Origin of the sequence: Mesorhizobium sp. SP-1A (assembly GCF_032460275.1) — a bacterium.
In the GTDB taxonomy this organism is placed as follows: domain Bacteria; phylum Pseudomonadota; class Alphaproteobacteria; order Rhizobiales; family Rhizobiaceae; genus Mesorhizobium.
This window is the reverse complement of sequence record NZ_JAVXZD010000006.1, coordinates 153,696-179,695: the sequence shown is the minus strand read 5'-3', so window position 1 is coordinate 179,695 and position 26,000 is coordinate 153,696. Positions and strand designations below refer to the sequence as shown.

General features: G+C 63.3%; 20 protein-coding genes and 3 pseudogenes. 12 read left to right on the top strand and 11 right to left on the bottom strand.

Annotation, left to right across the window (positions count from 1 at the left end; genetic code table 11):
- The first annotated feature begins 18 nt into the window (after window positions 1-18).
- From istA to QU595_RS24220, 7 genes and pseudogenes are all read left to right on the top strand, one after another.
- Window positions 19-1,539, top strand: coding sequence for an IS21-like element ISRsp3 family transposase (gene istA / locus QU595_RS24250; protein ID WP_032490240.1), 1,521 nt, complete (start codon window positions 19-21; stop codon window positions 1,537-1,539).
- The gene (gene istB, locus QU595_RS24245) at window positions 1,529-2,308 is read left to right on the top strand and encodes an IS21-like element ISRsp3 family helper ATPase IstB (RefSeq protein WP_006955904.1); all 780 of its coding nucleotides are present in this window, start codon (window positions 1,529-1,531) and stop codon (window positions 2,306-2,308) included. The genes istA and istB overlap by 11 nt, the downstream gene beginning before the upstream one ends.
- 90 nt (window positions 2,309-2,398) lie before the next feature.
- Window positions 2,399-2,962: pseudogene (locus tag QU595_RS24240) on the top strand (alkene reductase); the annotation flags it as partial.
- Entirely contained in the window at window positions 2,959-3,726 is a 768-nt protein-coding gene (locus QU595_RS24235) for a pirin family protein (protein ID WP_253204095.1), read from the top strand. The pseudogene QU595_RS24240 and the gene QU595_RS24235, both read left to right, overlap by 4 nt.
- A 99-nt stretch (window positions 3,727-3,825) precedes the next feature.
- The gene (locus QU595_RS24230) at window positions 3,826-4,557 is read left to right on the top strand and encodes an SDR family NAD(P)-dependent oxidoreductase (protein ID WP_216331785.1); all 732 of its coding nucleotides are present in this window, start codon (window positions 3,826-3,828) and stop codon (window positions 4,555-4,557) included.
- 160 nt (window positions 4,558-4,717) lie between these two features.
- The gene (locus QU595_RS24225; protein WP_216331786.1) at window positions 4,718-5,335 is read left to right on the top strand and encodes an isochorismatase family protein; all 618 of its coding nucleotides are present in this window, start codon (window positions 4,718-4,720) and stop codon (window positions 5,333-5,335) included.
- Window positions 5,336-5,582: 247 nt separating this feature from the next.
- Window positions 5,583-6,485 (top strand): LysR family transcriptional regulator, encoded by a 903-nt coding sequence (locus QU595_RS24220; protein ID WP_210205684.1) that lies wholly within the window; start codon window positions 5,583-5,585, stop codon window positions 6,483-6,485.
- Between the two features lie 774 nt (window positions 6,486-7,259).
- Here the strand turns inward: QU595_RS24220 and QU595_RS24215 are convergent.
- The 4 genes and pseudogenes from QU595_RS24215 to QU595_RS30235 form a co-directional block, all read right to left on the bottom strand.
- Window positions 7,260-8,231 carry a substrate-binding domain-containing protein gene (locus QU595_RS24215; protein ID WP_315926795.1) on the bottom strand — a complete coding sequence of 324 codons (972 nt, stop codon included), beginning with the start codon at window positions 8,229-8,231 and terminating at the stop codon, window positions 7,260-7,262.
- Window positions 8,218-9,542: pseudogene (locus QU595_RS24210) on the bottom strand (ABC transporter permease). The gene QU595_RS24215 and the pseudogene QU595_RS24210 overlap by 14 nt, the downstream one beginning before the upstream one ends.
- On the bottom strand, window positions 9,539-10,648 hold the full coding sequence (locus QU595_RS24205) for a sugar ABC transporter ATP-binding protein (protein ID WP_410000563.1): 1,110 nt from the start codon (window positions 10,646-10,648) through the stop codon (window positions 9,539-9,541). The pseudogene QU595_RS24210 and the gene QU595_RS24205 overlap by 4 nt, the downstream one beginning before the upstream one ends.
- Window positions 10,628-11,029 (bottom strand): annotated as a pseudogene (locus QU595_RS30235) (ATP-binding cassette domain-containing protein); the annotation flags it as partial. The pseudogene QU595_RS30235 and the gene QU595_RS24205, both read right to left, overlap by 21 nt.
- Window positions 11,030-11,343: 314 nt before the next feature.
- On the opposite strand from QU595_RS30235, the gene QU595_RS24200 reads away from it, so the two are divergent.
- Window positions 11,344-12,360 (top strand): LacI family DNA-binding transcriptional regulator, encoded by a 1,017-nt coding sequence (locus QU595_RS24200; protein WP_315926911.1) that lies wholly within the window; start codon window positions 11,344-11,346, stop codon window positions 12,358-12,360.
- A gap of 23 nt (window positions 12,361-12,383) precedes the next feature.
- Here the strand turns inward: QU595_RS24200 and QU595_RS24195 are convergent, their stop codons facing one another.
- The 7 genes from QU595_RS24195 to QU595_RS24165 all read right to left on the bottom strand — a co-directional run bounded on the left by QU595_RS24195 (window position 12,384) and on the right by QU595_RS24165 (window position 20,707).
- The gene (locus QU595_RS24195) at window positions 12,384-12,959 is read right to left on the bottom strand and encodes a DUF1349 domain-containing protein (RefSeq protein ID WP_315926790.1); all 576 of its coding nucleotides are present in this window, start codon (window positions 12,957-12,959) and stop codon (window positions 12,384-12,386) included.
- A gap of 143 nt (window positions 12,960-13,102) precedes the next feature.
- Window positions 13,103-13,888 (bottom strand): amino acid ABC transporter ATP-binding protein, encoded by a 786-nt coding sequence (locus QU595_RS24190; protein ID WP_315926788.1) that lies wholly within the window; start codon window positions 13,886-13,888, stop codon window positions 13,103-13,105.
- On the bottom strand, window positions 13,885-14,853 hold the full coding sequence (locus QU595_RS24185) for an amino acid ABC transporter permease (RefSeq protein ID WP_315926786.1): 969 nt from the start codon (window positions 14,851-14,853) through the stop codon (window positions 13,885-13,887). Before QU595_RS24185 ends, QU595_RS24190 begins: the two co-directional genes overlap by 4 nt.
- A gap of 42 nt (window positions 14,854-14,895) precedes the next feature.
- Window positions 14,896-15,792: an ABC transporter substrate-binding protein gene (locus QU595_RS24180; protein WP_315926784.1), complete on the bottom strand. Its 897-nt coding sequence runs from the start codon at window positions 15,790-15,792 to the stop codon at window positions 14,896-14,898.
- 411 nt (window positions 15,793-16,203) lie between these two features.
- Window positions 16,204-17,601: a formimidoylglutamate deiminase gene (locus QU595_RS24175; protein WP_315926782.1), complete on the bottom strand. Its 1,398-nt coding sequence runs from the start codon at window positions 17,599-17,601 to the stop codon at window positions 16,204-16,206.
- 76 nt (window positions 17,602-17,677) lie between these two features.
- On the bottom strand, window positions 17,678-18,928 hold the full coding sequence (gene hutI, locus QU595_RS24170; protein WP_315926780.1) for an imidazolonepropionase: 1,251 nt from the start codon (window positions 18,926-18,928) through the stop codon (window positions 17,678-17,680).
- Between the two features lie 78 nt (window positions 18,929-19,006).
- Window positions 19,007-20,707: a urocanate hydratase gene (locus QU595_RS24165; RefSeq protein WP_315926779.1), complete on the bottom strand. Its 1,701-nt coding sequence runs from the start codon at window positions 20,705-20,707 to the stop codon at window positions 19,007-19,009.
- 151 nt (window positions 20,708-20,858) lie between these two features.
- Here QU595_RS24165 and hutC point away from each other — a divergent pair, with 151 nt between their 5' ends.
- The 4 genes from hutC (at window position 20,859) to QU595_RS24145 (ending at window position 25,977) form a co-directional block, all read left to right on the top strand.
- Window positions 20,859-21,644, top strand: coding sequence for a histidine utilization repressor (hutC, locus tag QU595_RS24160; protein WP_315926777.1), 786 nt, complete (start codon window positions 20,859-20,861; stop codon window positions 21,642-21,644).
- Between the two features lie 198 nt (window positions 21,645-21,842).
- Complete coding sequence (locus QU595_RS24155) at window positions 21,843-22,892, top strand: aminotransferase class I/II-fold pyridoxal phosphate-dependent enzyme (protein WP_315926775.1); 1,050 nt, start codon at window positions 21,843-21,845, stop codon at window positions 22,890-22,892.
- A gap of 29 nt (window positions 22,893-22,921) precedes the next feature.
- Window positions 22,922-24,574 carry a histidine ammonia-lyase gene (gene hutH, locus QU595_RS24150; RefSeq protein ID WP_315926773.1) on the top strand — a complete coding sequence of 551 codons (1,653 nt, stop codon included), beginning with the start codon at window positions 22,922-22,924 and terminating at the stop codon, window positions 24,572-24,574.
- Window positions 24,571-25,977, top strand: a complete 1,407-nt coding sequence (locus QU595_RS24145; protein WP_315926772.1) for an FAD-binding oxidoreductase — start codon at window positions 24,571-24,573, stop codon at window positions 25,975-25,977. The genes hutH and QU595_RS24145 overlap by 4 nt, the downstream gene beginning before the upstream one ends.
- Window positions 25,978-26,000 lie beyond the last annotated feature (23 nt).

The window sequence follows — 26,000 nt, the reverse complement described above, 5'->3', positions numbered from 1 at the left end:
GGCATCGGAGTGATCGACATGGACCTACTCAGTGTGATCCGCCGCTGGCATTTTCGGCAAGGCATCCCCATTCGCGAGATCCGGCGGCGGACTGGATTATCGCGCAACACGATCCGCAAATATCTGCGCGATGACGCGGTGGAGCCGACGTTCAAGGTTCCCAAACGGCCGAGCAAGCTTGATCAGTTTGCAGAAAAACTGACGACGTGGCTGCGGGTGGAATCTGGCAAGTCGCGCAAACAGAAGCGAACAGCCAAGCAGCTACATGCAGATCTGGTTAAGCTGGGCTACGAGGGATCATACAGCCGTGTTGCCGCCTTCGCCCGCTCGTGGAAGACCGAACGCCAATATGAAAAGCAAACCAGTGGGCGCGGCACATTCGTACCGCTGATCTTCCAGCCCGGTGAGGCCTTTCAGTTCGATTGGAGTGAAGATTACGCCCTTCTGAATGGCCGGCCTACCAAGCTGCAGGTGGCCCATACCAAGCTCTCCCACAGTCGGGCGTTCATCACGCGAGCCTATCTGCTGCAAACGCACGAGATGTTGTTCGACGCACTGACGCAGGCCTTCCGGGTGCTGGGCGGCGTGCCTCAGCGTGGAATATTCGACAATATGAAGACGGCTGTAGACCGGATCGGCCAGGGCAAAGTCCGACAGGTCAATGCGCGGTTCGCTGCCATGGCCAGCCACTACCTGTTCGAAACGGATTTTTGCAATCCGGCCTCAGGCTGGGAGAAAGGTCAGGTCGAGAAAAACGTTCAGGATGCGCGTCGACGGTTATGGCAGCCAATGCCCAACTTCCCAGATCTTGATGCCCTCAATGCCTGGTTGGAAGAGCGGTGCATCGCACAATGGGGAGAAATCCAGCATGGCGTCCTCCCCGGCACAGTTGCCGATGTGCACGCCGTTGAGATTATCAGCCTGATGCCGATGGGGCGGGCCTTCGATGGCTTTGTCGAACATACCAAGCGCGTGTCGCCGACCTGCCTGATCGCGTTCGAGCGCAATCGCTATAGCGTTCCTGCATCCTTTGCGAACCGGCCAGTGAGCCTGCGGGTCTATCCTGATCGGTTGGTCATCGCGGCCGAGGGGCAAATCTTGTGCGAGCACAACCGGATTATCGACCGTTCTCACCAGAAGCCGGGGCAGACGATCTATGACTGGCGGCACTATCTGGCAGTTGTTCAGCGCAAGCCTGGCGCTTTGCGCAATGGGGCGCCATTCCTCGAAATGCCCGAAGCCTTCCGGCAACTGCAGGGGCATCTGCTCAAGCGGCTCGGTGGTGACAGGGAGATGGTCGAAATCCTCGCCCTTGTTCTACAGCATAACGAACAGGCTGTGCTCAGCGCCGTCGAACTGGCCCTCGAAGCTGGGGTGCCGACCAAAACCCACATCCTCAATGTTCTGCACCGCCTGATCGATGGCAAGGCTCCACCGGCATCCCCAATCGATGCCCCGCAGGCCCTGCGCCTCGCCCAGGAGCCTGTTGCCGATGTCGAACGCTACGACACGCTGAGGGCGTTACGCCATGCGTCATGATCCGGCCAGCGCCGCTGTGGTTGTCATGCTACGTGGCCTCAAAATGTATGGCATGGCGCAAGCCGCTGGTGATCTGATCGAGCAGGGCGCGCCAGCCTTTGATGCTGCCGTTCCGATCCTCTCACAGCTTCTCAAGGCGGAGATGTCCGAGCGGGAGGTCAGGTCCATTGCTTACCAGATCAAGGCAGCCCGGTTCCCGGCCTACAAGGATCTGGCAGGCTTCGACTTTGCCGTCAGTGAGGTCAACGAGGCGCTCGTGCGTCAACTTCACCGTGGTGACTTTATGGATAGCGCCGACAACGTCGTACTGATCGGCGGACCAGGCACCGGCAAAAGCCACATCGCGACGGCTTTGGGCGTCCAGGCGGTTGAGCATCACCGCAAAAAGATCCGCTTCTTCTCCACCGTCGATCTGGTCAATGCGTTGGAGCAGGAAAAGGCCGCAAACAGAGCGGGCCAGTTGGCCGAGCGTCTGTTGCGCCTCGACCTCGTCATCCTTGATGAGCTGGGATATCTACCCTTCAGCCCTTCAGGCGGGGCCATGCTGTTCCATCTGCTCAGCAAACTCTATGAGCGGACCAGCGTTGTTATCACCACCAACCTGAGCTTCAGCGAGTGGTCCAGTATCTTTGGCGATGCCAAAATGACCACCGCCCTGCTGGATCGCCTCACGCATCATTGCCATATCCTTGAAACCGGCAATGACAGCTTCCGCTTCAGAGCCAGTTCCGCCGCCCCAAAATCCAGAAAGGACAAATCACCCGCTTGACCCTGCTCGTCGCAGGCAGTACATCATCCACGCCCTCCCGGGTCACTTCTCAATGAAAATCCCGGGTCACTTCTCAGTGCAACTCAACACCATGGGGCCAGCGGCTATCTGATCCAGCAGTTCTTCGCTCCCAATGCCAACCTTCGCACCGATGCCTATGGCGGCGGCATTGAGAATCGTGCCCGTTTCGCCATAGAGGTGGCCCGGGCCGTGGCGGAAGAGATCGGCGCGGAGCGCACCGGCATCCGCCTTTCGCCCGGCGCGACGCTCGGTGGCCTCGACGAGGGTGCGGAAGGGCCGGACCTCTACCGCTATCTCGTGCGCGAACTGAATAAGCTGGGATTGGCCTTTGTCCACATCATGCACTTCGGAAACGAGGCGCTGCTCGCGGATATCCGCAGGTTGTGGGATCAGGCGCTGATTCTCAATCGCCCTGATCGTGCGCTCGAAAACGTCGGTTCGGACGTGAAGTCTGGGCTCGCCGATCTGGAAGCCTACGGCCAGTTTGTCCTGTCGACGCCCGATTTCGTCGAGCGGCTCAAGATCGGTGCTGCGATGAACGTGCCCGACCGCGGCAGCTTCTACGGCGGCAGCCCCGACGGCGCGGGCTATATCGATTACCCGACGTTATCCGAAATGGCGGGTGCGAAATGACCCTCGTCAAGGAAATCTTACCCGTCAAACTCGATCGCAGCATGAAGCGTGGGCACCGGGCAGGGGCATTCGGGATCGAGATCCTCTTTCCCGGTGTGACGCTTGGTCAGGGCGACAGCGGCATCGGTGCGATCGGTCGGATCGATCACGCGCGGATCGGGCCGGGAGGATTCATCGCGATGCATCCGCACCGCGATGATGAGATTTTGACCTATATGCGGGCCGGCACCATGCTGCACCGCGACACGGTCGGTAACGAGGAAGCGCTGACGAAGACCCGGCTGATGCTGATGAATGCTGGACACACGTTCCAGCACGAAGAAAAGATGACGGGAACCGAGGACATCGAATGCCTCCAGATCTTCATCCGCCCACGTGATCCGGATCTGGAACCAATGGTGCAGTTCCATGACTTCCCCGAGGAGGTCAGCCTTGATGAGTGGCGGTTGATCGCTGGTCCAAAGGGCGAGGCGCCGCTGGAACTGCGAGCCGCCGCCTGGGTACACGACAGCCATCTGTCCGCCGGCGGCTCATTGGCGTTGCCCGACGCGCCGGTCTCCGGCGCGACACGGCTGCTGTATGTCTTCGCGGGCCGCGCATCGGTCGGGACAACCACTCTGGTCGAGGGCGAAAGCCTGGTGCTGGACGACAAGGCCCAGGTGATCGAGGCTGAGGTCGACACCGATCTCGTGCTGTTCACCACCGACACCGCCGCGCCGGTCTTCAAGGGCGGCATGTTCAGCGGGAATGTCCTTTCCCGCTGAACCGACAAAACTACACGTGCCGATCGCGAGGCTTGGCCCGCCTGCCATCCAGCCCTCGACACGTCTTCCTCTCAACCCGATTTTCGAAGGAGACGTACAATGACCCAAGGAACCGCCGTCATTACAGGGGCCGCAAACGGCATCGGCCAGTTCTATGCAAAACGGCTTGCCGCCGACGGATTCGACATCGCCGTTGCCGATGTCGCCGAAGCCAATGCCACCCGCGCCATCGTGGAAGCCGAGGGGAGGAAGTTCTACTCGGCCGTCGTCGACGTGACCTCGCCGGACTCGACGCTTCAGTTCGCCGCTGCCGTCGAGGCGGCGCTGCCGCCGGTGACGGCGCTGGTCAACAATGCCGGAATCTACCCCTGGAAATCGTTCGAGGACACGGATTTCGCCACATGGAAGAAGGTGCTGGGCGTCAATCTCGACGGCCCCTTCCTGATGAGCAAGGCCTTCCTGCCGGGCATGAGGGCGCGCAAATACGGCCGCATCGTCAATGTCGCCAGCACGACCTTCTGGCTGAACGCGCCGCAGATGACGGCCTATATCGCCAGCAAGGGCGGCGTCATCGGCTTCACCCGCGCGCTGGCCAGCGAGATCGGCGCCGACGGTGTCACGGCCAACGTTATCGCACCCGGCCTGACGAACACAGCAACGATGCGGGGTGTAAACGAGGATATCTTCGAATACCTCCCCAAGCAGCAGGCCATTCCCCGCGTAATCGAGCCCGAGGATCTGGTGGGTGTCGTCTCCTTCCTCTGCTCGAAGGACTCCGGTTTCGTCACGGGCCAGACCATTGCGACGGACGGGGGACAAGTCAGAATCTGAGCTAAAATCTAGGCCCTTATGTTGGTGGCTCTTTCTGATCGTTCGGGCCGCGATCTTGGAGTTTGCGACTGCCGCCTGTTGAAAGCCTCTCCATCTTACTCTTCGCATTCAAGCGAACGAAACCCGGCCAGGGCGCCGGATCACCAAAGGAGAAATCATTATGAGCTACGACCGCCTTACACCGGAAAATGCCGCTGTCCTTTTTGTCGACCATCAGACCGGCCTGTCGAACGGTGTTCAGGACCAGAGCCTCCCTGAATACCTGACTGCCGTTGCCGGACTGGTGAAGTTCGCCAAGGCTTTCAAGCTCCCCGCCATCATTACGACAAGCGCCAGCGATGGACCGAACGGCCCTGTTCTGCCGGTGATCACCCAAACGCTTCCTGACGCTCCGGTCATCTCTCGTCCCGGCGAGATCAATGCCTGGGACAATGCCGAGTTCGTCGCCGCCGTCGAAAAGACTGGCCGCAAGAAACTGATTGTGGCCGGTGTATCCACCGAGGTCTGCGTCGCCTTTGTCGCGCTGTCGGCGATCAAGGCCGGCTATGACGTCTATGCGGTGATCGACGCTTCTGGCACCTGGAACAAGCTTGTTCAGGAGGTCGCAGTGGCGCGTATGGTGCAGGCCGGCATCAAACCGATCACCTGGGTCGCTGTCGGTGCCGAGCTGCAAGGCGACTGGCGTAACGCTACCGGTCAGGATCTCGCACAGATCATGGGCGAGCATCTGCCCTTCTACGGCAATCTCGCTGCCAGCTTCTTCGCTGCAAAAGGCTGAGGCTCCAGATCCGAACACGTCAGTACGGTGTTCGGGAATCCCTTACACGCTTGCTGATCGTGACAAAGCAGAAACCATCCTGTCCGATGGCTTGGACAGGATGGTCAGCAACGGCATCGCGAGGGCAGCGGCATGGCTAAATCGCGCTTGCATCTCAGGCGTGGGGGGTGTTGCGCTGTTCATCAGGTGGGAACTGGTATAAAAATGACATCTGTCCACAAATTAACCCGCTGACGGAGCAATGTATGTGGCATTTCTGAATGACATGGCTCTCTTCGTCGAGGTCGTGAAGGCGCGCAGTTTTCGCAGGGCGGCCGAAACGATGGGAATGCCCAACTCCACCCTGTCCCGCCGGATCGGCATGCTTGAGAAGGCGATCGGTCTGCGTCTGCTGCATCGCACGACGCGCCGGATCGAACTGACGGAAGCCGGCCAGATTTATTTCGAGCGATGCAAGCGGATCGTTGACGAAGCGAGGCTTGCCCACGAGCATCTCGGTGAAATGCTGGCTCAGCCGAGCGGTTTGCTGCGTGTCTCCCTGCCGGTGGATTTGGCGGTGACGTTCCTCGCTCCCCAAATCGCCGAATTCTCCCGGCGCTATCCAGGCATAAGCTTCGAGTTCGACCTGACGCCGCGCCGTGTAGATCTGGTGACCGAGCCCATCGATGTGGCAATCCGCATAGGAGAGCAGCCGGATTCTAATCTCATCGCCCGCCAGATCGCCGTTCTTCAGCGCTATCTTTACGCATCGCCCCGTTATTTGGAACTTTACGGCGAACCCAGCAGGCCAGCCGATCTGTCTGGCCACGAATGCCTGCGCATGCGGCCGTCCGCTAATATCTGGACGCTGCATAACGCAACAGAGACAGTCGACGTCACGGTCGGGGGTCGGTTCCAGCTCAACAGCATCGGAATGATGCGTCGCCTCGCTGCGCTGGATCTGGGCATCGTCATGCTGGTGGAAGAAATCGTCGCCGAGGACTTGGCCAGCGGACAGCTACGCCGCGTTCTACCAGAGTGGCAAGCTACGCCGGTTCCCGTCTATGCGGTTACCGAGACACGCTTGCTGCCGGCCAAAACCCAACGCTTTATCGAACTCCTGCGTGAGTGTACGAAGCAAAATCAGCCTATAGCTCAGCCTACCTCATAACTTTGAGACCACGGGGTAGGGCGTGAGTTGACCTTGCGCGACGCCGCAGGCAGGAACATTGCGCATCACGCCGCTGCAGCGCCAACTGCGACAAGGTGGTTCCCCTGCCGCAAGGCGGCATCCTCAATGTGCGTTTTGCACCACCCTTCCAGCCGCGGCGGATTCCACTGGTCCCGTTGGCCCTGATTACTTTGGCTGTTTGGCCCGTGGTGCGGCATTTGACACGACGGCCGGAACGGCTGCGCCATTGGGTCGAGGCATGGGGGAGGGTGATCTTGCCTTGCGGGTCCCCGTCGAAGGTCGGGATGAGATTGCCGCGGTAAGGGATTTCAATCGCGCTCGCGCTAGCGTAGGATATCTTCGTGAGAATTTTATTGAGTGCAACAGTCAGCATGTCTTCCAAACGCCGCCCATTCACAACCTAGTTGTGTTTCGCCGATCCTACGCTGCTGCACGAAGTAATTCTCCAGTCTCTACCCTTTTCAAATATAGTAGGATGGAGTGGAGGGGACAGGCCGAGCGCAAGTAAAGATTAAATCCTGCCCCCGCAACCAAACTCCCCAACCTCAAACGCCCCGGCTCCAACCGGGGCGCTTTTGCATGCCTATCCGCAATCCACTTCGCGCCAGATCCAGCCACCCTCAAAGCCGGCGCCAAATGGCCCGCCGAAATCAGCGCAGGGGAAACTGAAGCCAACCACTCTCAAGCCGCCTCAGACAGCCGGGTATGGATGCAACTGCACACATGCCGACGGTGCCGTCGGGCCGGCCAGGCTCACGGATTGATTCCGTTTTCCTTCAGGACCTCCGCGGCGTTCTCCTTGGTGATCTTCTTGGTTGGCAGAATGACTTCCTTTTCCACCTTCTCGCCGTTCAGATATTTGATCGCCTGACGCAGCCCTTCCGCACCCGGCGTCGCGTAGACGAAGGTTGCCGTCAGTTCCCCCTTGTTGACGAGTTGCACGCCCTCGTTCGGCAGGCCGTCGATGCCGATGAATTTCATCTCCTTCTCGCGTCCGGCATCCTTGGCGGCCAGATAGGCCCCGTAAGCCATCGGATCGTTATGGCCGTAGACGAGATCGATGTGCTCGTTGTTGCGCAGTGCCGTGGCCATGATGTTGTAGGCTTGATCCTGCTTCCAGTCGCCCGACTGCTTGTCGAGCAGATATTTGATGCCAGGCTCCTTGTCGGTGAACTCGTGGAAGCCGTCATGGCGATCATGCGCGGGCTCGGTGCCCATGCCGCCCCAGATTTCGACGACGTTGCCCTTGGCCTTGCCCTTGCCGCCCAGAAGCTCGACGGCGTATTCACCCGCGGCGCGGCCGATCAGCTTGTTGTCGCCGCCGACGAACTGGGTGTAGTCCTTGGTGTCGACGTTGCGGTCGAGCACGAAGACGGGGATCTTGGCCTCGATCGCCTCCTGCACGACGCCTGTCAGTCCGGCCGATTCCTTCGGCGAAATCAGCAGGGCGTCGACCTGCTGGCGGATGAGGTTCTCGACATCGGCGACCTGCTTCTCGGTCTTGTCCTCGCCGTCGGTGATGATGAGATTCACGTCCGGATGCTTGGCGGCTTCCGCCAATATGTCCTTGTTGAACTGCGCGCGCCACGGCTCGATGGTGGTGACCTGGCTGAAACCGATGGTCCATTTCTTTTCCTGCGCGAGCGCGCTGGTAGGCGACAGCGCGCTCGTCGCGATAAGCGCTGCGGTGAGGGCTGCCAGCCCGAGCATGTCACGGCGTTTCATTCGCGTTTCCTCCGATGTTTCGAGACCGGGTTTCCGGCGACGTCCGCCCCGGCGCGGACGTTTGGGTGGGCGCCTGCCGCGCTCGGTCAGGCGCAGATGGGAAAACAGTTCGCCCGCATTGCGCTCCTGCACCAGCACCGTGCCGACGATGATCATGCCCTTGAGCACGAGCTGGAGATTGGAGTTGATGTTGTGGAGCTGCAGGATGTTGGAGAGCAGGCCGAAGATCAGCACGCCGCACAGCGTGCCGGCGAGGCTTCCCCGTCCGCCCATCAGGCTGGTGCCGCCGATGACGACGGCGGCAATGGCGTCCAGTTCCAGTCCCGCGCCGGCATCCGGCTTGCCCTGGCGGTACTGCGCCACATAGAGCACGGCGGCGATGCCGGCGAGCAGGCCCGAGACGGCGTAAGTGGCGATCTTGACGCGCCCCGCCGCAATGCCGGAAAGCCGTGCCGCCTCCTCGTTGCCGCCGATGGCGTAGACATAGCGGCCGAAGGGGGTGAGGCGCAGCACCGCACCGTAGATGATGATGGCGCCAAGGAAGAACAGGCCCGGCATCGGCACGATGCCGAAGGCGAGCGAGCGCAGCACCTCGAACTCTTCCGTGGCGTTGGAACCGGTGTATACGGGCAGCACCGCGTTGTTCTGGCCGGCAGTCAGCCGCGCGACGCCGAGCGCCGTCACCATCATGGCCAGCGTGACGATGAAAGGTTGCAGCCGGCCGCCGACGATGATGACGCCGTTCAGCGCCCCGAACAGCAGGCCGACGCAGGGCGCGGCGATCAGCACGCCGAGCACGCCGAACTTGGCTTCCACCTGCGGCAGCAGATACCACAGCGAGAGCGCGCACAGGACAATGCCCGCGACGGCCGGCATGACCGTGCCGCGCAACAGGTCGAGCCGCACCACGCCGTGGAAGCCGCTGCCCGCCCGCGACTTGGCCAGATTGGCGAAAACGAAGCGGACGACGGCCGCGCCGAGGAACAGCGCCACCAACCCGACCGCCGGCACGGCCATCCAGGCGGCGGGAGTGCCGCCGGGCACGGTGAGCAGCATGGCGCAGACCACCGAGCAGATCGCCATCAGCGACCCCACTGAGAGATCGATGCCGCCGGTGATGATGACGGCGGTCATGCCGGTGGCGATCAGGCCGGTGATGGAAACCTGCCGCAGCACGTCGAGCAGATTGCCGTAGGACAGGAAGATGTTGGTGCCTTTGGAACTGACCGGCGAACTCAGCACGCCGATCAGGAAGATGGCGATCAGGCCCCAGTAGAGCTTGGTGCGCGAGATGAGCCTGAGCGCGCTCATGCGGCCGTCCTTGCGTCTCCGCGCCGCGGCGCGGCCAGCTGCATGATGCGTTCCTCGCTGGCCTCGGCCCGTGCCAGCAGCCCTGCCTGCCGCCCCTCGGTCATGACCAGGATACGGTCGGAGAGGTGGAGCAGTTCCGGCATCTCGGAAGACACCACCACGATGGCAAGCCCTTCGCCTGCCAGCCGGAAGATCAGGTCGTAGATCTCGCGCTTGGCGCCGACATCGATGCCGCGCGTCGGCTCGTCCAGGAGCAGCACGCGCGGACGCGTCGCCAGCCATTTGCCGATCACCACCTTCTGCTGGTTGCCGCCCGAAAGCGTGCCGGCGGGCTGCTCTATGCTTGCGCAGCGTATCACGAGCGCCTTTACGGCGTCACCGGCCAGTGCCTTTTCGCCGGACATGGAGCGCAACCCGAAACGGGAGAGCGCGCTTACCAGCGGCAAGGCGATGTTGTCCGTGATGGAGGCGCCGAGATGCAATCCCTCTGCCTTGCGGTCTTCCGTCACCAAAGCGATGCCGAGCCTGCGCGCCTCGCGGGGCGAGCGGATCTCGACCGGGGCGCCGTCGAGCCTGATCTCGCCGCCCGTACGGCCTTCCGCGCAGCCGAAGATGGTTTCCAGGATCTCGGTGCGACCCGAGCCGAGCAGTCCCCCTATGCCCAGGACCTCTCCGGCCGCGAGATCGAAACTCACGCCGTCGAGAAGCGTGCGCCAGCCGGAGCGGTCCGGTCTCGACAGCGAAAGCCTTTCGACCGAGAGCACGGTATCACCGCCGGGAATGGCTCGCACTTCATGGGAGGTGTCGAGGAGCGCCCGGCCCACCATGGCGGATATGATGGCGTTCTCGTCGGTGCCGGCCATGTGCTTCGTCATCACATGGCGACCGTCGCGAAACACCGTGACGCGTTCGGCCAGATGCATGACCTCATCGATGCGGTGCGAAATATAGACGATCGCCACGCCGTCCGCCGCAAGCTGGCGGATGATGCGGAACAGGCGCTCGCACTCGGCCGGCGATAGCGCCGAGGTGGGCTCGTCCATGATGAGGATGCGCGCCGACTTGGACAGCGCCTTGGCGATTTCGACGAGCTGCTGCTCACCCACGCGCAGCCCGCCGACCCTGGCTTCCGGATCGAGGTCGATGCCGAGCCGCGACAGCAGCGCGCGGGCGGCGGCGAAACTCGCCCTGCGATCCACGATCAGGCCGCCGATCAGCTTCTCGCGGCCGAGAAAGATGTTCTCGGCAACGCTGAGCTCGGGAACGAGGTTCAATTCCTGATGGATGATGGCGATACCGGCATCCTCGGCCTCGCGCACCCCGGCGAAGGTCGTCGGCCGCCCGTCGAGGGTGATGGTCCCTTCGTAGCCGGTGTGGACGCCGGACAGGATCTTCATCAGCGTCGATTTGCCGGCGCCGTTCTCTCCCATCAGTGCGTGCACTTCGCCGGGTCGCAGGTCGAAGCGAACATCCGTGAGGGCCGCGATGCCGCCGAACGTCTTGGAGACGTGCTCGGCGACGAGGATCGCGGCGGAACATGTCCGCGCGTTCGCTCCGGTAATGGAATCGCCATGCGCCATGACAGGAGCGGTCTCCCTTCCGTTGCTGTCATTGTGGCTTGAAGGCTAATCTAAACGTTTCGAAAGAGTCAAGCGAGCATGCGGGCCTGAACCGCCGGCTCCATTCAATTCTTGCGAAAGAGCGCGAAATTCCGTAGGTGTTATGGCCATGCGAGCGTCAAAACGTTTCGAAAATGGCTGAACAGCGACCCCGCAAACCGCGCCGATCCGACGCGCCGACCATGCTGCATGTGGCGGAGGCCGCGCGCGTTTCCGTAGCCACCGTCTCGGCCTATATCAACGGCAGCGCGACCGTCAGTCCGGAGCTCAGCGCCCGCATCGGCAAGGCGATCCATGACATCGGCTACAAGCGAAACGCCATCGCCCGCAGCCTGAAGATCGGCACGACGCGCACGATCGGGCTCACCGTGCCGCATATTACCAACCCCTTCTTCACCGACGTCGTGTCGGTGATCCAGCAGGCCTTCGATCGCGCCGGCTATGCCGTGATGCTCTGCTGCACCGACGAGGACCTGTCCAATCAGGACGACCAGATCAGGCTGCTGCTCGACCGCATGGTCGACGGGCTGATCGTGGCCCGCGTCGGGGAGGGCGCTTTCCTGAAGGAAGTGGTGGAACGCACCAGCGTGCCGGTAGTGCTGCTCGACCGCGTATGCGAAGGCGTGGACACCGACAGCGTGGTGCTGGACAACCGTCAGGCGGTGTTCGACGCCATTTCCTATCTTCTCAGCCTGGGCCACCGCCGCATCGGCTACATCTCCGGGCCTTTCGGCATCTCGCCCATGCAGGAGCGCATGGCGGGTTATGGCGATGCGCTGCGGGAGGCGGGCCTTGCGGTGGACGAGAGTCTCGTGCGCTTCGGCAATTTCCACGAGGCCGACGGTTACAACGCCACCATGCAGCTTCTTTCCCGCCATGACAGGCCGAGCGCCATCTTCTCCGCCAACAACCCGATGGTGGTCGGCGCGATGAAGGCGATCCGCGACATAGGCCTGGCCTGTCCCCAAGACGTGTCGGTCGCCTGTTTCGACGACTTCCCATGGGCCGACGTGTTTAGCCCGCAACTCACCACCGTTGCGCAACCGGTGCAGGCCATCGGCGAACAGGCGGCGAATCTGTTGCTGAACCGGCTGCACGGCAATCGAGAGACGCCGCCGCGCAAGCTGGTGCTGAAGGGCCGGCTGATGGTGCGCAATTCCTGCCGGCCGATCAGCGTGCCGCTCAGCGCGACGGCCTGAAACTCGGGCGCCGCCGCGGTCGCTCAACTTGCATGCAGATCGCGCGGGATCGGGTCGGAGACCGAGAAACCGGTGAAGACAGCCGAAAATCCTTCGCGTTGCGGTGAGCAGGCCATCATGCCGATGCGGGCCTCCGCCGTCGGGAAGGGGCAAAGCCGAGCCATCTGCCAGGGAGCTCCGCCGACCGAGAACTGTACGCGCACGGCATCGTCATGGCGTGTCAGCCGCACCGCGACACGATCGCTCGGCCTGGCGTCGGCCAGCGGGATGACGGACCAATCCGACGTGCCGCGGGTGACCACGACCGAAAAATGCATCAGTCCGTCGGTATATTCGATGCCGGCCTTGATCCAGTTTTCGGCGTCGAGCCGCAGGAACAGCCCGGCTTGGTCGTAAAGCGCCTCATAGTCCCCGGCGATCGTGACCGACGCTGTAAAGTCGCCCGACACCGGTCGCAGGTAGGCATGGCCGTTGTCGCGGGTGAAGCCGTAGAAGGTCTCGCGCCAGAAATCGGTCTCGTGTCCTGTCTTCAGGCGCAGTTCCGCCACATCGCCGGACCATGAGGCAGGTTCGTTCAGCCAGGAAAATGTGCTCGCCATAGGCTTTCTTGCTCTCGCACGCGCACCACCACTCGGCGCCTGTCGGCCAATCGGCAGGATAGCCTTGCTGGAGCCGGAAAGCCAATCGGCGAGACCCAGCCGGGCCGAGCCCGCCGATCGGTCAAGGCCCGGGATCGCACACTTCAAAGCACCTTGGCGAGAAAGGCCTGCGTCTGCGGATGCGAGGGGTTGCCCAAGACGTCCGCCGGCTTTCCCTCCTCGACGATCTCGCCCCCGGCCATGAAAACCACATGGTCCGACACTTCGCGGGCAAAGGCGATCTCGTGCGTCACGACGATCATCGTCATGCCGCTTTCGGCGAGGTCGCGCATGACGTCCAGCACGTCGGAGACCAGTTCGGGGTCCAGGGCGCTGGTCGGCTCGTCGAACAGGATCAGCTTAGGCCGCATGGCCAGCGCACGCGCGATCGCGACGCGCTGCTGCTGTCCGCCCGAGAGCTGGCGCGGATAGGCACCGATCTTCTCGGCAAGGCCTACCCGTTTCAGGATGGCGCGCGCCCGTTCGATCACTTCAGCGCGGGGCTCGCGCTTCACGCCGATCGGCCCCTCGATGACGTTCTGGAGCACGGTCATGTGCGGGAACAGGTTGAAGTGCTGGAACACCATGCCGATATGGATGCGCTGGCGCGCGATCTCATGTTCGTGCATTTCCTGCAAATAGCCGTTGCCTTCCTTGTAGCCGATCAACTCGCCGTCAACACGGATGCGGCCATGGTCGATCCGTTCCAGGTGGTTGATGCAACGCAGGAAAGTGCTCTTTCCCGAGCCCGACTGGCCGAGCAGGCACATCACCTGTCCGTTGGAAAGGGACAGGTTGATCCCCTTGAGCACCTCGAGCGCGCCGAAGGACTTGCGCACGTTGGTCGCCTGAACCATCACCTTGGCCGGAGGCTTCGGCTGAAATGTCATGGCGCGCTCCTTTTCTCGCCGGCGTCGAGCGGACGGGCGCGGGACAGGCCGAAGAACATGCGGACGCTTTGGAGCGGCGTGAGAGGCAGGCTGCGGCTGCCGCCCCGGGCATAGTGGCGCTCGATATAGTACTGGATGACGCTCAGCACCGAGACGATGAGCAGATACCAGATCACGGCGACCATGAGCAGCGGGATCGTCTCGAACGTGCGCGTATAGATGGTCTGCGCCGCGAAGAGCAGCTCCGGCACCGCGATGATGCTGACCAGCGCCGACATCTTGAGCATGTTGATGGTGTCGTTGCCGAGCGGCGGAATGATGACGCGCATCGCCTGCGGCAGCACCACGCGCCGCAAGAGCCGCCCGCGCGACATGCCGATGGACTGGGCCGCCTCGGTCTGGCCGTGGTCGATGGAGATGATGCCGGCGCGGATGATCTCGGCGCTGTAGGCGGCCTCGTTCAGGCCGAGGCCCAGAATGGCCGCGATATAGGGCGTGATCAGCGCATTGGCGTCGAGCTGGACGAAGTCCGGCCCGATGAAGGGAATGCCGAGCGAAATATTCGGGAACAGCGCCGAGAGGTTGTACCACAGAAGCAATTGCACCAGCAGCGGCGAGCCGCGGAAAAACCACACGAACAGCCATGAAAAACCCGATAGGATCGGGTTGGGAGACAGGCGCATGACGGCGAGCAGCACGCCGAGCACGACGCCCATCACCATGGCGATGGCCGTCAGCTCGAGCGTGCGCCGCACTCCCAGCAAGATGGTGTCCGAGGCGAAGTATTGCCCCACAACGGACCATTCGAAGCGCGGGTTGGTGAGGAGCGTATGCACCGTCATCGCCGCGAGCAGCGCGACGAAGGCGACGGCCACCCAGCGCCCCGGATGCCTGGCCGGCCTGATGACCAGGTCGATCGTGGGATCGGCGCTTGTTCCTGTGGAACTGGTCTCCTTGACGGACATGGCGGACTCCCAGATCTTGGCTGCCGGGTGGCGGTTCGACTCCTACTTGCCGTCGTTGATCGTAGCTTGCTTGATAGCGCCGACCTCCTGGCCCCATTTCGCCAGGATCTTGCCGTAGGTGCCTTCGTCGATCAGGGCCTGCACGGTGGCCTGCATGGCCTTGGCCAGGTCGTCGGAACCCTTGGGCAGCACCAGCCCGTAGGGGCGCGGCGCGTAGGAAGTGCCTGGCACCTCGAAGGCGCCCTTGTGCTGCTGCGCGATATAGGCGCCGGCGGAGGTGTCGATCATGGCAACGTCGGCGCGCCCCGACTGCAAGGCAAGCACGATCTTGCTGGTGCCGGGCAGCACCTTTGCATTGACCTCCGGCTTGCCGGCCTTGGCACAGTCCTCGGAGGCCTTCTTGGCGTCCTCGATTTCCGTCGTGCCCTTGTCGATGGCGGCGGTGACGCCGCAGATGTCGGCAAGGCTGTGGATCTTCTTGGGGTTGCCTTTCTTGACCAGGAAGCCGCCGCCGGACGTGAAGTAGTCGACGAAATCGACCTTCTTGCGCCGCTCCTCGGTGTCGGTCATCGCAGACATCGCCATGTCGTAACGGTTGGCGGCAAGGGCGGGAATAATGGCGTCGAAGCTCATATTCTCGAATTCGAGCTTGACGCCGAGCTTCTGGCCGATCGCCTCGGCCAGGTCCTTGTCGAGACCGATGATGGTGGTGTTGTCGGTGTCGTAATATTCGAAAGGCGGATATTCGACATTGCTGGCGACGCGGATCTTGCCCGCCTCCTTCAGCTTGGCCGGCAGCATCGCGTTGAGTTTCGCGTCCATCTTGGTGGAAATGTCGGACCCGGCGACGGCCGGCCCTGCAAGCATCGACCCCACCAGCAACAGCGCGGCCGCGGCGCCCGAGGCGAGCCGAACCCGACCAAAACGTCCAATGCTCATGTCTTCACTCCCAATCTTGTCGCGATGGCGACGTTGAAAAAACCTTGAAACACGCACGCTTATTCCGTCCGCCCGGACATGGTCCGGCCGGCGTTACCCCCTTGTCGGCACGCGCAGAAGGTCCCGGCCCGCCCGGCCTCGCGATCCGGCTTGCTTGGGCCGGTTACCGGAGCACAATGGCGTGGCGCGAGTTTTTCCCACCGATTCCTCCACAGCGCCGCTGCGACGGCGCCAATCAATGGCAATAGATATATACTTACATATACAAGTTGGCGGAGCCGTCATTGTCAAGCTCGATTCGGCTGCCCGGGCTCGATAAACCGCTGTTCGTACGCTTTGCCGGAGGCAGGCTTTCATGTGTCTCCGGCAGCTGGGCGGACAGGATGTCATCGAAAGTCGCCTATACCATTTTCATCCGGCCAGCGCCGCCATGGTTCGCCGGTAGTCGTCCCGCACGGCGGCTTCCTGCCGATGGTGGCGGTCGCGGATCACCCACTTGCCGGCAACCATGACGTCGCGCACCGGATTCTGCGTGCCACTCAAGAGCCAGGCGTCCAACACCGTTTGCGGGCCGTGGCCGAGCAGTGGATTGCTGTCAGGGTCGAGCATGACCAGATCGGCGCGCCGGCCGGCGACCAGTGCGCCGCCGCCTTGCGCCGAAGCCTGTTCGCCGCCCGCCAAGGCTGCGTCGAACAGCACGCGCCCGGTGTGCACCTCGTGCTCGGGGTGGGCCGCATCGGGCCGTGCGATTACGTTGCGGCGCCGCAGTTCCAGGCGTTTGCCGCATTCCAGCATGCGCAGTTCCTCTGCCGTGGACGTGCAGTAATGGCTGTCGGTACCGATGCCGAAGGCGCCGCCGGCTGCATGATATTCCACCAGAGGGAAGAAGCCGTCACCCATGGTTGCCTCGGTGAGCGGACAGATGCCGGCCACCGCACCGCTGGCGGCCAGCCCGGCGATCTCGGAATTGTCGAGATGAGTGGCATGGACAAGGCACCAGTCCGGCGAGAGACCGACATTGTCGATGAGCCATTGCACCGGGCGCGCGCCGAGCCCCGCCTCGACCTCGGCCACCTCATGGGTGGTTTCCGAAACATGGATATGCAGCCGCGCCTGCGGATCGATCGTCTTCATCGCGGCCAGGGTCGCGCGCACCTCGTCGGGCGTGACGGCGCGCAGCGAATGCAGCGCCACGCCGACGCGCAGATTTGAATTGCCCGCACGGCGGCCACGCAGCGTCTCGATGAGCTTCAGATAGGCATCGACGGAATGGGCGAAGCGCTTTTGCGTGGCCTCCAGCGGCTTGCCGATGCCGCCATGGGCATAAAGCACCGGCAGGATTGTCATGCCGAGGCCGGTTCGCATGGCCGCCGAGATCAGCCGGTCGGACATCTCGGCCGGATTGGCATGTGCCGCGCCGCCGGCCAGATGGTGGACATAGTGGAATTCGCAGACGGCCGTCATGCCGAATTGCAGCATCTCGAGATAGACCTGCGCGGCGATGGCCTCGTACGCCTCGGGCGTGAGGCGATCGACCATGCGGTACATTTCCTTGCGCCAGGTCCACAGATTGTCCTCGGCCCGTGCCGTGGTGACGAATTCCGTTCGCCCCGCCAGTGCCCGCTGGAAAGCGTGGGAATGCAGGTTCGACAGGCCCGGAACGCCGAAGCCGCGCAGGCGCTCGGTGATCTCACCGTCCGGCCTTTGTGCCGAGACCGAGCTGATGACGCCGCCGTCGATCTCGACATAACCGGGGGAGAGCCAGCCATCGGGCTGATGCAGATGTTCTACCTCGTAGATGATGGACATGGTTTCCCCCTGCTTGTTTTTCCGGCCAGCGCCGGATGCTGTCGGCGCCGCTGTCCGATGGCTCGTTGCTACGGCATCACGCGACCTCGTCCCGCCCGTCGAACACGATCTTGCCGGCCTTCATCACCAGCCGCGCGCGCCCGCGTCCCAGCCGGTAGGCCATGTCCTCGTAGCGTTCGTAAGGGAAGATCGCGATGTCGGCCTGCTTGCCGGGCTCGAGCGAGCCGATGCGGTCGCCGCGCTTGAGCGCATGGGCGGCATGGAGCGTGCCGGCGCGGATCGCCTCGGCCGGACTGAACTTGTAGAGACGGCAGGCGAGCTGGATGACGAAAGGCATCGATTCCAGCCAGCAGCCCGGACACATGTCGGTGGCGAGCGCCAGCGTCATGCCGGCGTCGAGCATGGAACGCGCATCGAAGGGGCGCGAGTGGCCGACGGCGAAGTCCAGCGCGGGCATGACCACCGAGACCACGCCGGCCTCGCGCAGCGCCGCGTATTCCTCCGGGGCGGTGTAGTTCATGTGGTCTGCCGACACAGCCTTCAGCTCGGCCGCGAGCGTCGAGCCGCCGATGTGGGAATAGGCGTCCGTATGGATCTTGACGTCGAGCCCATGCGCCCAGCCGCGCTCGAGGATCGTGCGCGACTCCTCCACCGTGTAATAGCCATCGTCGCAATAGACGTCGTTGAATTCGGCGAGGCCGCGCCGGCCGACCTCGGGGATCATCTCCTCGAGGATCTCCGCGATATAGGCGTCCCGGCTCTTGTCGTCGGGGAATTCGTGCGCCCCGAGGAAGGTGGACACGACTTCGATCGGCTGGTGCTGATCGAGCAGGTGGTTGACCTCCAGCATCTTGATTTCAGTGGCGGTGTTCAGCCCGTAGCCGCTCTTGCTTTCGACCGTCGTTGTGCCGAAGGACAGCATGTGCCGGAGCCGTTCCGTCGCGCTTTCGACGAGTTGGTCCTTCGAAGCTTCCCGCATCATCCTCGCCGTCGCGGTGATGCCCACGGGAATGCCTATGGCCCTGATCTCGGCCGCGTTGCGGCCGCGCACCTTCTGGGCATATTCCTCGACGCGGGATTTGTGGAAGACCAGATGTGTGTGGCAATCGACGAAGCCGGGCATCACCAGCCCGCCGCGGGCGTCGATGCGCTCCGCTCCGATGAGATCGTGCGCTGCGGCGATTTCGGAAGGCGTTCCGATGGCGGCGATCGCGTTTCCGCTGATCGCCACCACGGCATCGGAGCGGGCGCCGACGAGATCCGGCGCATCGCTCGCGCAGGTCAGTACCTGACCGGCGCTCTCGACAAGGGCCGTGATCTTGCTCATGTCGGTCCTCCCTGAAGCGTTTCCGCCCATGTAGCGGAAACGCCTTTTTCTCTGCGCAACTGCTCCGCTTGACGGTGATCAGGACGCGACGCTGTCGGGTCCGAAGGTGGCTTTCGGGCTCCACCACAGCGGCACCTGCACGCCGTCCTTGGCGAAGCGTTCGGCCGCCGCCTTGCGGGCGATGTCGTAGCCCGCCTGTGCGTGGCGCACCACGCCGATGCCCGAGTCGGTGGTCAGGCACGCCGCCAGCCGCACATCCGCTTCGGCGGAACCGTCCGCAATCATGGTCACGCCGGTATGCACCGCCTCGCCCATGGAATAGTTCTCCTGGATCGCGACCAGATCGGCGCCGGCCGCCACGTTCAGCAGGGCGTTGAGATAGGGCCAGTCGGAGATCAGGTCGCTGCCGTCCTTCATGCGCTCGGATTCGAAGGTCGGGTTGACGATCGAGCCCGAGTCCAGATTGTCGCGCGAGAAGGCCACCGGACCCTTCAGCTCGCCCGAGCGCACCATTTCGTTGACACGCATGCCGAATGCCTTGCGCTGACCGAAACCGAGATAGCAGATGCGCGCCGGCAGGCCTTCGATGGGGATATGCTTGCGGGCGAGCCTGATCCAGCCGGTCACCAGGGCATCGTCGGCGAACAGTTCCTCGACGAGATCGTCCAGCTTGGCCAAATCCTCCGGATCGCGCGACAGGCAGATCCAGCGGAACGGCCCGCGGCCTTCGCAGAACAGCGGACGGATATAGGCGGCGACGAAGCCGGGGATCTTCATGGCGTCCTCCGGCTTCATGCCTGCGTCGCGGCTCTCCTTGCGCAGCGAGTTGCCATATTCGAACACCTGCACGCCCTTGTCGTAGAACTCGTTCATGATGGTGAGCTGGTCCACCATCGAGGCGCCCGCGCGCCTGAAATATTCGTCGCGGTTCGCCTTGCGCAGTTCACGCGCTTCGTCGACGGTCAGCTCTGCCGGGATATAGGAGAGCGGATCATGCGCCGGCGTCATGTCGGTGATGATGTCGGGCATGAAGCCGGAGTCTCGGGCCTTGCGCAGCACGTCCACGGCATTGCCGAACAGGGCGATGCCCAGCGGGCGTTTTTCCGCGGCTGCCTGCTTCGCCAGGCGTACGGCTTCGTCGAAATCATGCACGATGACATCGCAATAGCCGACCTCGAGCCGGTGCTTCATGACCTTTTCGTCCACGTCGGCGCAGATGCACACGCCGCCCAGCATGGTCATGGCGCGCGGCTGGTTGCCGCCCATGCCGCCCATGCCGGCGGTGAGCAGGATGCGCCCACGCATGTCGCCGCCGAATTTCTGGTCACGGATGGCCACGAGGGTCTGGAACGTGCCCTGGATGACGCCCTGGGTGCCGATATATTCCCACGGGGCGGCGGTGTATTGCGCGAAGATCGTGAGGTTCTTGTCCTGGAGGTCGTAGAAGATCGGCCAGGTCGCCTTCATGATGTTGGTGGTGGCCATCACCACCCGCGGCGCCAACGCGTTGGTCCTGAAGATCGCCACCGGCATGCCCGACTGGACGACGAGCGTCTCGTCGTTTTCCAGATTCTCCAGCGACCTGACGATGGCGTGATAGCTTTCCCAGTTGCGGGCGCACTTGCCGATGCCGCCATAGATGACCAGCTCTTCCGGATGCTCGGCATTTTCCATATTGTTCTCGAGCATGCGCAGGATACCTTCCTGTTTCCAGCCCTTGCAGCGCAGGTTGTTTCCTCCCATCGCGCGAACGGAATAGAGTATCTCAGGCTTGTCCATCGTATCCTCCTCGGTGAAGCTGGCGCCCTGAACACGTATAGACAACTATGTACATATGTGAGAAACAGCTTTGTCAAGAGCGTTTGCGGACGCAAGGCGAGTTTTGATCCGATTGGGGTGACAGCTTGCATTAACGTGTGGAACGCGTTCTATGCAGGCAGATTGGCAGGCGGACATGAACAGGAAGATGACCAGCGCCTTGAAAAGGAACGCGTCTGAAAGCAACGGAATCGGTGTTTCGCTGGGCCAGCAGGTGCGCAACCATGTCCTGGAGAAGGTCAATTCAGGTGAGTGGCCGGAAGGCTATCGTATCCCCTCTGAATCACGCCTGGCCGAGCAGTTCGGCGCCTCGCGCATGACCATACACATCGCCCTGCGCGACCTCTCCGCCGAAGGTGTCCTGGTGCGGCGGCAAGGAGCGGGAACGTTCGTCGCACCGCGACGCAGCCAGTCTACCTTCCTTGAGTTGCGCAATATTCATTCCGAGATAGAGGCGCGCGGAAACCTACACACGACAGACATCATCAAGATAGAGGCGGTAAACAGCGACCTTTCCATTGCCACCGAAATGAACGTTATTCCCGGATCGATCGTTTTCCACTCCATTCTTGTTCACAGGGAAAACGGCAAGCCTTTGCAGGTCGAGGATCGTTACGTAAATCCTCAATTTTCACCGGACTACATGGAGCAGGATTTCACCAGGATCACGCCCCATGCCCATCTGATGACGATGGGGCCTCTGGAGGAAGTCGAACATATCATCCAGGCGGTTCTGGCCGATGACGTCAGTTGCAAGCTCCTCGAGATGCAGCAGGGCGAAGCGGTGCTGCTGCTGCGCCGCCGCACATGGTCGCGCGGAATGATTGCAACCAGCGCGCGTCTCCTGCATCCCGGCCCCCGCTTCAGCCTTGCCGGCCGCATGTCCGTGCCGCACTAGGCGCGGCAGCAATTCGTCCATCCGCGGTTCCCGGCTGTGATCCGGCTGTCGCAACCCGCTTCTTCGTCTTGACAAAGCAGTGCCTTATGAAGATGCTGATGTTGCATATACAACTAAGTACAATATGGTGGCGTGATGCCGTCTGGGATGGACGATCGGACGTTTCGCGTACCGCGGCCTAGTCGCAGGCTTGCCGGATTGCCGAGCTATGGAAAGGGCCGTGCCGGGCAGGCCGTTCCTTTCGCCCACCGGCTTGGTTCCAACGAAGCGCCGGATGCGCCGAGCCCGGCGGTCCAGGCTGCGGCGGCGGCGGCAATCGCGGGCGCGCACCGCTATCCGGATCTTCGGGGGGAAACGCTCGCTGAGGTGCTGGCGAAACGGCACGGCGTACCGGCTGATGCGGTCGCGGTGTCGGCCGGCTCCATTGTTCTGCTGGACCAGCTCATTCGCGCCTATTGCGATCCCGGAGACAGGGTTGTCACGCCCTGGCGTTCCTACGAGGCCTATCCCATCATCGTCGGCGGCGCGGGCGCGCGTCTGGTCGAAGTGCCGCTCGATGGCGACCACCGCCTGAACGCGGCAGCCATGCTCGATGCCTGCAGGGAAGGCGCGCGGGTGGTGCTGCTGTGCAATCCCAACAATCCGACCGGCATCGGGCTTGCGGCTGCCGAACTGGATGCGCTGCTGGATGCCTTGCCGGTTGAAACGCTCGTGATACTGGACGAGGCCTATGCCGACTATGCCGCCGACGCCGCCACTGTCGCGGCCTCGCCGGCGCGGCGTCTTGCACGACATCCGAACCTTGCCGTGCTGCGCACCTTCTCCAAGGCTTGGGGCCTTGCCGGCATGCGCGTCGGCTATTGCCTCGCCGATCCCGGCATCATCGCAGCGGTCAATGCGGTGGCACCGCCTTTTCCCTTGCCGGCACCGGCGCTGGCGGCGGCCCTCGCCGCGCTGGGAGAGGAAGACGTGGTGGCCAGACGCGTGGCCGTCGGCATCGACCAGCGCCATCGTATGAGCGAGGGTCTCGTGACCATGGGGCTGCCGGTCGCAGCCTCGCAAGCGAATTTCATCTGGCTGGCGGTCGGCGCCGAGGCCGAGGCCCTGACCGGATATCTTCGAGAGGCATGCATAGCCGTGCGCTGCTTTCCCGGCGAAGGCGTGCGCATCACCACGGGCACGGCTGCGGATACCGAGGCCCTGCTTGCAGCGGTCGCGGGATGGAAGAGGGCTGCGGACAGGCGATAGGCTGCCAGCGCCGGAGGAAGGTGAGGAAAATGACGAAGCCTTTGCATCTCGGGCAGGGCCCGATCAGCCTGGACGACATGATCGACGTGGCACGCCATGGCCGTGCGGTCGCGCTCACCGATGCCGCGCGCGAGGCCATGCGTGTCAGCGAGGAATGGGTCTCCGGACTGTCGGCGCAGATGGATCGAGGCGAGCCGACGCAGGCGATCTATTCCATCAACACCGGTTTCGGCTCGCTGTCGGGACGGCAGGCGTTCAAGACCTCGGCGCAGGCGCGTGATCTCTCGCGTCGGCTTGTCGTGTCGAATTCGGCCGGCGTCGGCCGCCTGTTCGATGAGGAGGTGGTGCGCGCCGCCATGCTCATTCGTGCCGCCAGCCTGACGCGCGGCTATTCGGCCTTGCGCGGTGAAGTGGTGGAAACCATCCTGGCCATGCTTGAGCGCGGGGTGATCCCGGCGGTGCCGGAATATGGCTCGCTCGGCGCCAGCGGCGATCTCATTCCGTTGGCGCATATGGCGCTGGTCATGTCGCGTGACGAGGCGGGCGAATCCGAGATCGACAGTGGGCAAGCCTGGTACAAGGGCGAGCTGATGTCGGGCGTCGCGGCCATGAAGGCAGCGGGCATAGAGCGTCTGGTGCTGGGGTCGAAGGAAGGGCTGGCGCTGCTCAACGGCACTTCCTTCTCGACCGCTCAGACCGCACTTGCGCTGGCCGACGCCGAGACGCTGCTGGCCACCGCCGAGGTGGCGGCGGCCATGTCCATCGAAGCGCTGATGGGTTTCGGCGACGCCTTCATTCCGGAATTGCATGAGGCTCGGGGTCATGCCGGCCAGATCGAATGCGCGGCTAATATCCGCCGGCTGCTGGAAGGCAGCGCCCTCATCGACGGCGGGATCGGCAAGGACCCCGTGCGCCAGCCGCCGCAGGATGCCTATTCCCTGCGCTGCGTGCCGCAGGTGCTCGGGCCCGTGCGCGACACTTTGAAATTCGTGCGGGGCATCGTCGAAACCGAGATGAACGCGGCCACCGACAACCCGCTGATCTTCGCGGACCGCCTGCCGGGGCGCAGCCTGAAGGCGTTGTCAGGCGGCAACTTCCACGCCGAATATGTCGCCTTCGCCGCGGACTTCCTGTCGATCGTGGTGACCGAGATCGGCAATATCGCTGAAAGGCGGCTGTTCCGGCTCAATGACGGCACGCTCAACCGTGGCCTTCCCGACATGCTGGTGGCAAGCGAGCATGTCGGCATGGATTGCGGCTACATGCTTCCGCAATATCTGGCGGCCGCGCTGGTGTCGGACTGCAAGACGCTGGCGCACCCCGACAGCGTCGATTCCATTCCCACCTGCTCGAACCAGGAAGACCATGTCTCCATGGCCAATAATGCCGGGCGGCATGCGCGGCAGATCGTGAGGAACATCGAAAACGTCGTCGGCATCGAGGTGTTGATGGCCGCGCAGGCGCTGGAGTTGCGGCTGGCCGAGCGCAAGCAGGGTCGCGAGGCGCTTTCGGCGGCAAGCCGGTCGGTGCTGGAGATGCTGCGCGCCAGCGCCGCCACCGATGGCCGCTCCATCGACCATCTGGAGAAGGACAAGGTGCTCTACCCGCGCATGCAGGCGGCGACGGAACTGGTCCATGCCGGCACGGTGCTCGCCGCCGCTCGGGCGGCGACAGGTGGATGACGATGGCGGCTGGCGCGCTTCCGGAGGCTCTGGCCCAAACCTTGCTGGTCCGCTTCGGGGAGCGGTTCCAGAGCGGGTCGGCCATCCGGGCCCAGCACGGATCGACCGCCAGCTGGATCGCGACGCAGCCGCCGGACGCGGTGATCTTTCCCGAGAATACCGCCGAGGTGTCGGAGACCGTCTCGCTGTGCGGTGAAGCAGGCGTGCCGGTCATAGCCTTCGGGGCGGGCAGTTCTCTCGAGGGTCAGCTCAATGCGCCGCGAGGCGGCGTATCCGTCGACCTGTCGCGCATGGACCGTATTGTTGCGGTGAATACCGAGGACATGGATTGCGTGGTGCAACCGGGAGTGACTCGCGAACGGCTGAACGAATATCTGCGCGACACCGGCCTCTTCTTTCCACTTGATCCGGGCGCGAACGCGACGCTTGGCGGAATGGCGGCCACGCGCGCGTCGGGCACGACGGCGGTGCTCTACGGCACGATGAAGGATGCGGTGCTTTCTGTCGAAGCAGTCATGCCCGACGGCCGGGTGATCCGAACCGGACATCGCGCGCGCAAGAGCGCAGCGGGCTACGACCTGACCAGGCTGCTGGTCGGCTCGGAAGGCACGCTCGGCATCATCACGGAGCTGACGGTGCGGCTGCGGGGCATTCCGGAAGCTGTCTCGGCGGCGCGTTGCAGTTTCGCCACCATCGAGAATGCTTGCAATGCCGTTATCGGGGGGCTCCAGTTCGGCCTGTCTTTCGCGCGGATCGAGTTGCTGGATGCCATGACGGTGAAGGCAGTGAACCGTTATTCCGGGCAGGACCTGCCGGAGACGCCGTTGCTTCTGGCGGAATTCCATGGCAGCCCCGACAGCGTCGCCGAGCAGTCGCGGCGTTTCGGCGAGCTGGCCGGCGACTTCGGTGCGACCGCGCTGGACTGGACGGTCGATCCGGAGGAACGGACCCGCCTGTGGCGGGCGCGCCACGACGTGTTCTGGGCGGTGCTGGGCCTGCGGCCCGGTGCCAAGGGCATCAGCACCGATGTCTGCGTGCCGATCTCGCGACTGGCCGAATGTATCGCCGCCGCGACCGGGCGGGCGGAATCGCTCGGCCTGCTCGCGCCGATCGCCGGCCATATCGGCGACGGCAATTTCCACAACCTCATCCTTCTCGACCCGCAAGATCCCGGCGAACTGGCCGCGGCCAAATCCTATGTCGGCTGGCTGAACGAGCTAGCCCTGTCCATGGAGGGAACCTGCACGGGCGAGCATGGGGTGGGGCAGGGCAAGCGTGCCTATATGGAGCGTGAGATGGGCCAGGCGCTGGATGTCATGGCCGCCATCAAAGCCGCACTCGACCCGAAGAACATCATGAACCCCGGAAAGATCTTGCCTGAACGGTTCGACGGACAGCGGTAATATTGGTCCGGGTAGGCGGCAGC

What these genes read in the sequence shown, in the direction of transcription:
- istA (WP_032490240.1), top strand. Translation starts at nt 19, where the DNA reads ATGGACCTACTCAGTGTGATCCGCCGCTGGCATTTTCGGCAAGGCATC.
- istB (WP_006955904.1), top strand. Translation starts at nt 1,529, where the DNA reads ATGCGTCATGATCCGGCCAGCGCCGCTGTGGTTGTCATGCTACGTGGC.
- QU595_RS24235 (WP_253204095.1), top strand. Translation starts at nt 2,959, where the DNA reads ATGACCCTCGTCAAGGAAATCTTACCCGTCAAACTCGATCGCAGCATG.
- QU595_RS24230 (WP_216331785.1), top strand. Translation starts at nt 3,826, where the DNA reads ATGACCCAAGGAACCGCCGTCATTACAGGGGCCGCAAACGGCATCGGC.
- QU595_RS24225 (WP_216331786.1), top strand. Translation starts at nt 4,718, where the DNA reads ATGAGCTACGACCGCCTTACACCGGAAAATGCCGCTGTCCTTTTTGTC.
- QU595_RS24215 (WP_315926795.1), bottom strand. Translation starts at nt 8,231, where the DNA reads ATGAAACGCCGTGACATGCTCGGGCTGGCAGCCCTCACCGCAGCGCTT.
- QU595_RS24200 (WP_315926911.1), top strand. Translation starts at nt 11,344, where the DNA reads ATGCTGCATGTGGCGGAGGCCGCGCGCGTTTCCGTAGCCACCGTCTCG.
- QU595_RS24195 (WP_315926790.1), bottom strand. Translation starts at nt 12,959, where the DNA reads ATGGCGAGCACATTTTCCTGGCTGAACGAACCTGCCTCATGGTCCGGC.
- QU595_RS24190 (WP_315926788.1), bottom strand. Translation starts at nt 13,888, where the DNA reads ATGACATTTCAGCCGAAGCCTCCGGCCAAGGTGATGGTTCAGGCGACC.
- QU595_RS24185 (WP_315926786.1), bottom strand. Translation starts at nt 14,853, where the DNA reads ATGTCCGTCAAGGAGACCAGTTCCACAGGAACAAGCGCCGATCCCACG.
- QU595_RS24180 (WP_315926784.1), bottom strand. Translation starts at nt 15,792, where the DNA reads ATGAGCATTGGACGTTTTGGTCGGGTTCGGCTCGCCTCGGGCGCCGCG.
- QU595_RS24175 (WP_315926782.1), bottom strand. Translation starts at nt 17,601, where the DNA reads ATGTCCATCATCTACGAGGTAGAACATCTGCATCAGCCCGATGGCTGG.
- hutI (WP_315926780.1), bottom strand. Translation starts at nt 18,928, where the DNA reads ATGAGCAAGATCACGGCCCTTGTCGAGAGCGCCGGTCAGGTACTGACC.
- QU595_RS24165 (WP_315926779.1), bottom strand. Translation starts at nt 20,707, where the DNA reads ATGGACAAGCCTGAGATACTCTATTCCGTTCGCGCGATGGGAGGAAAC.
- hutC (WP_315926777.1), top strand. Translation starts at nt 20,859, where the DNA reads ATGCAGGCAGATTGGCAGGCGGACATGAACAGGAAGATGACCAGCGCC.
- hutH (WP_315926773.1), top strand. Translation starts at nt 22,922, where the DNA reads ATGACGAAGCCTTTGCATCTCGGGCAGGGCCCGATCAGCCTGGACGAC.
- QU595_RS24145 (WP_315926772.1), top strand. Translation starts at nt 24,571, where the DNA reads ATGACGATGGCGGCTGGCGCGCTTCCGGAGGCTCTGGCCCAAACCTTG.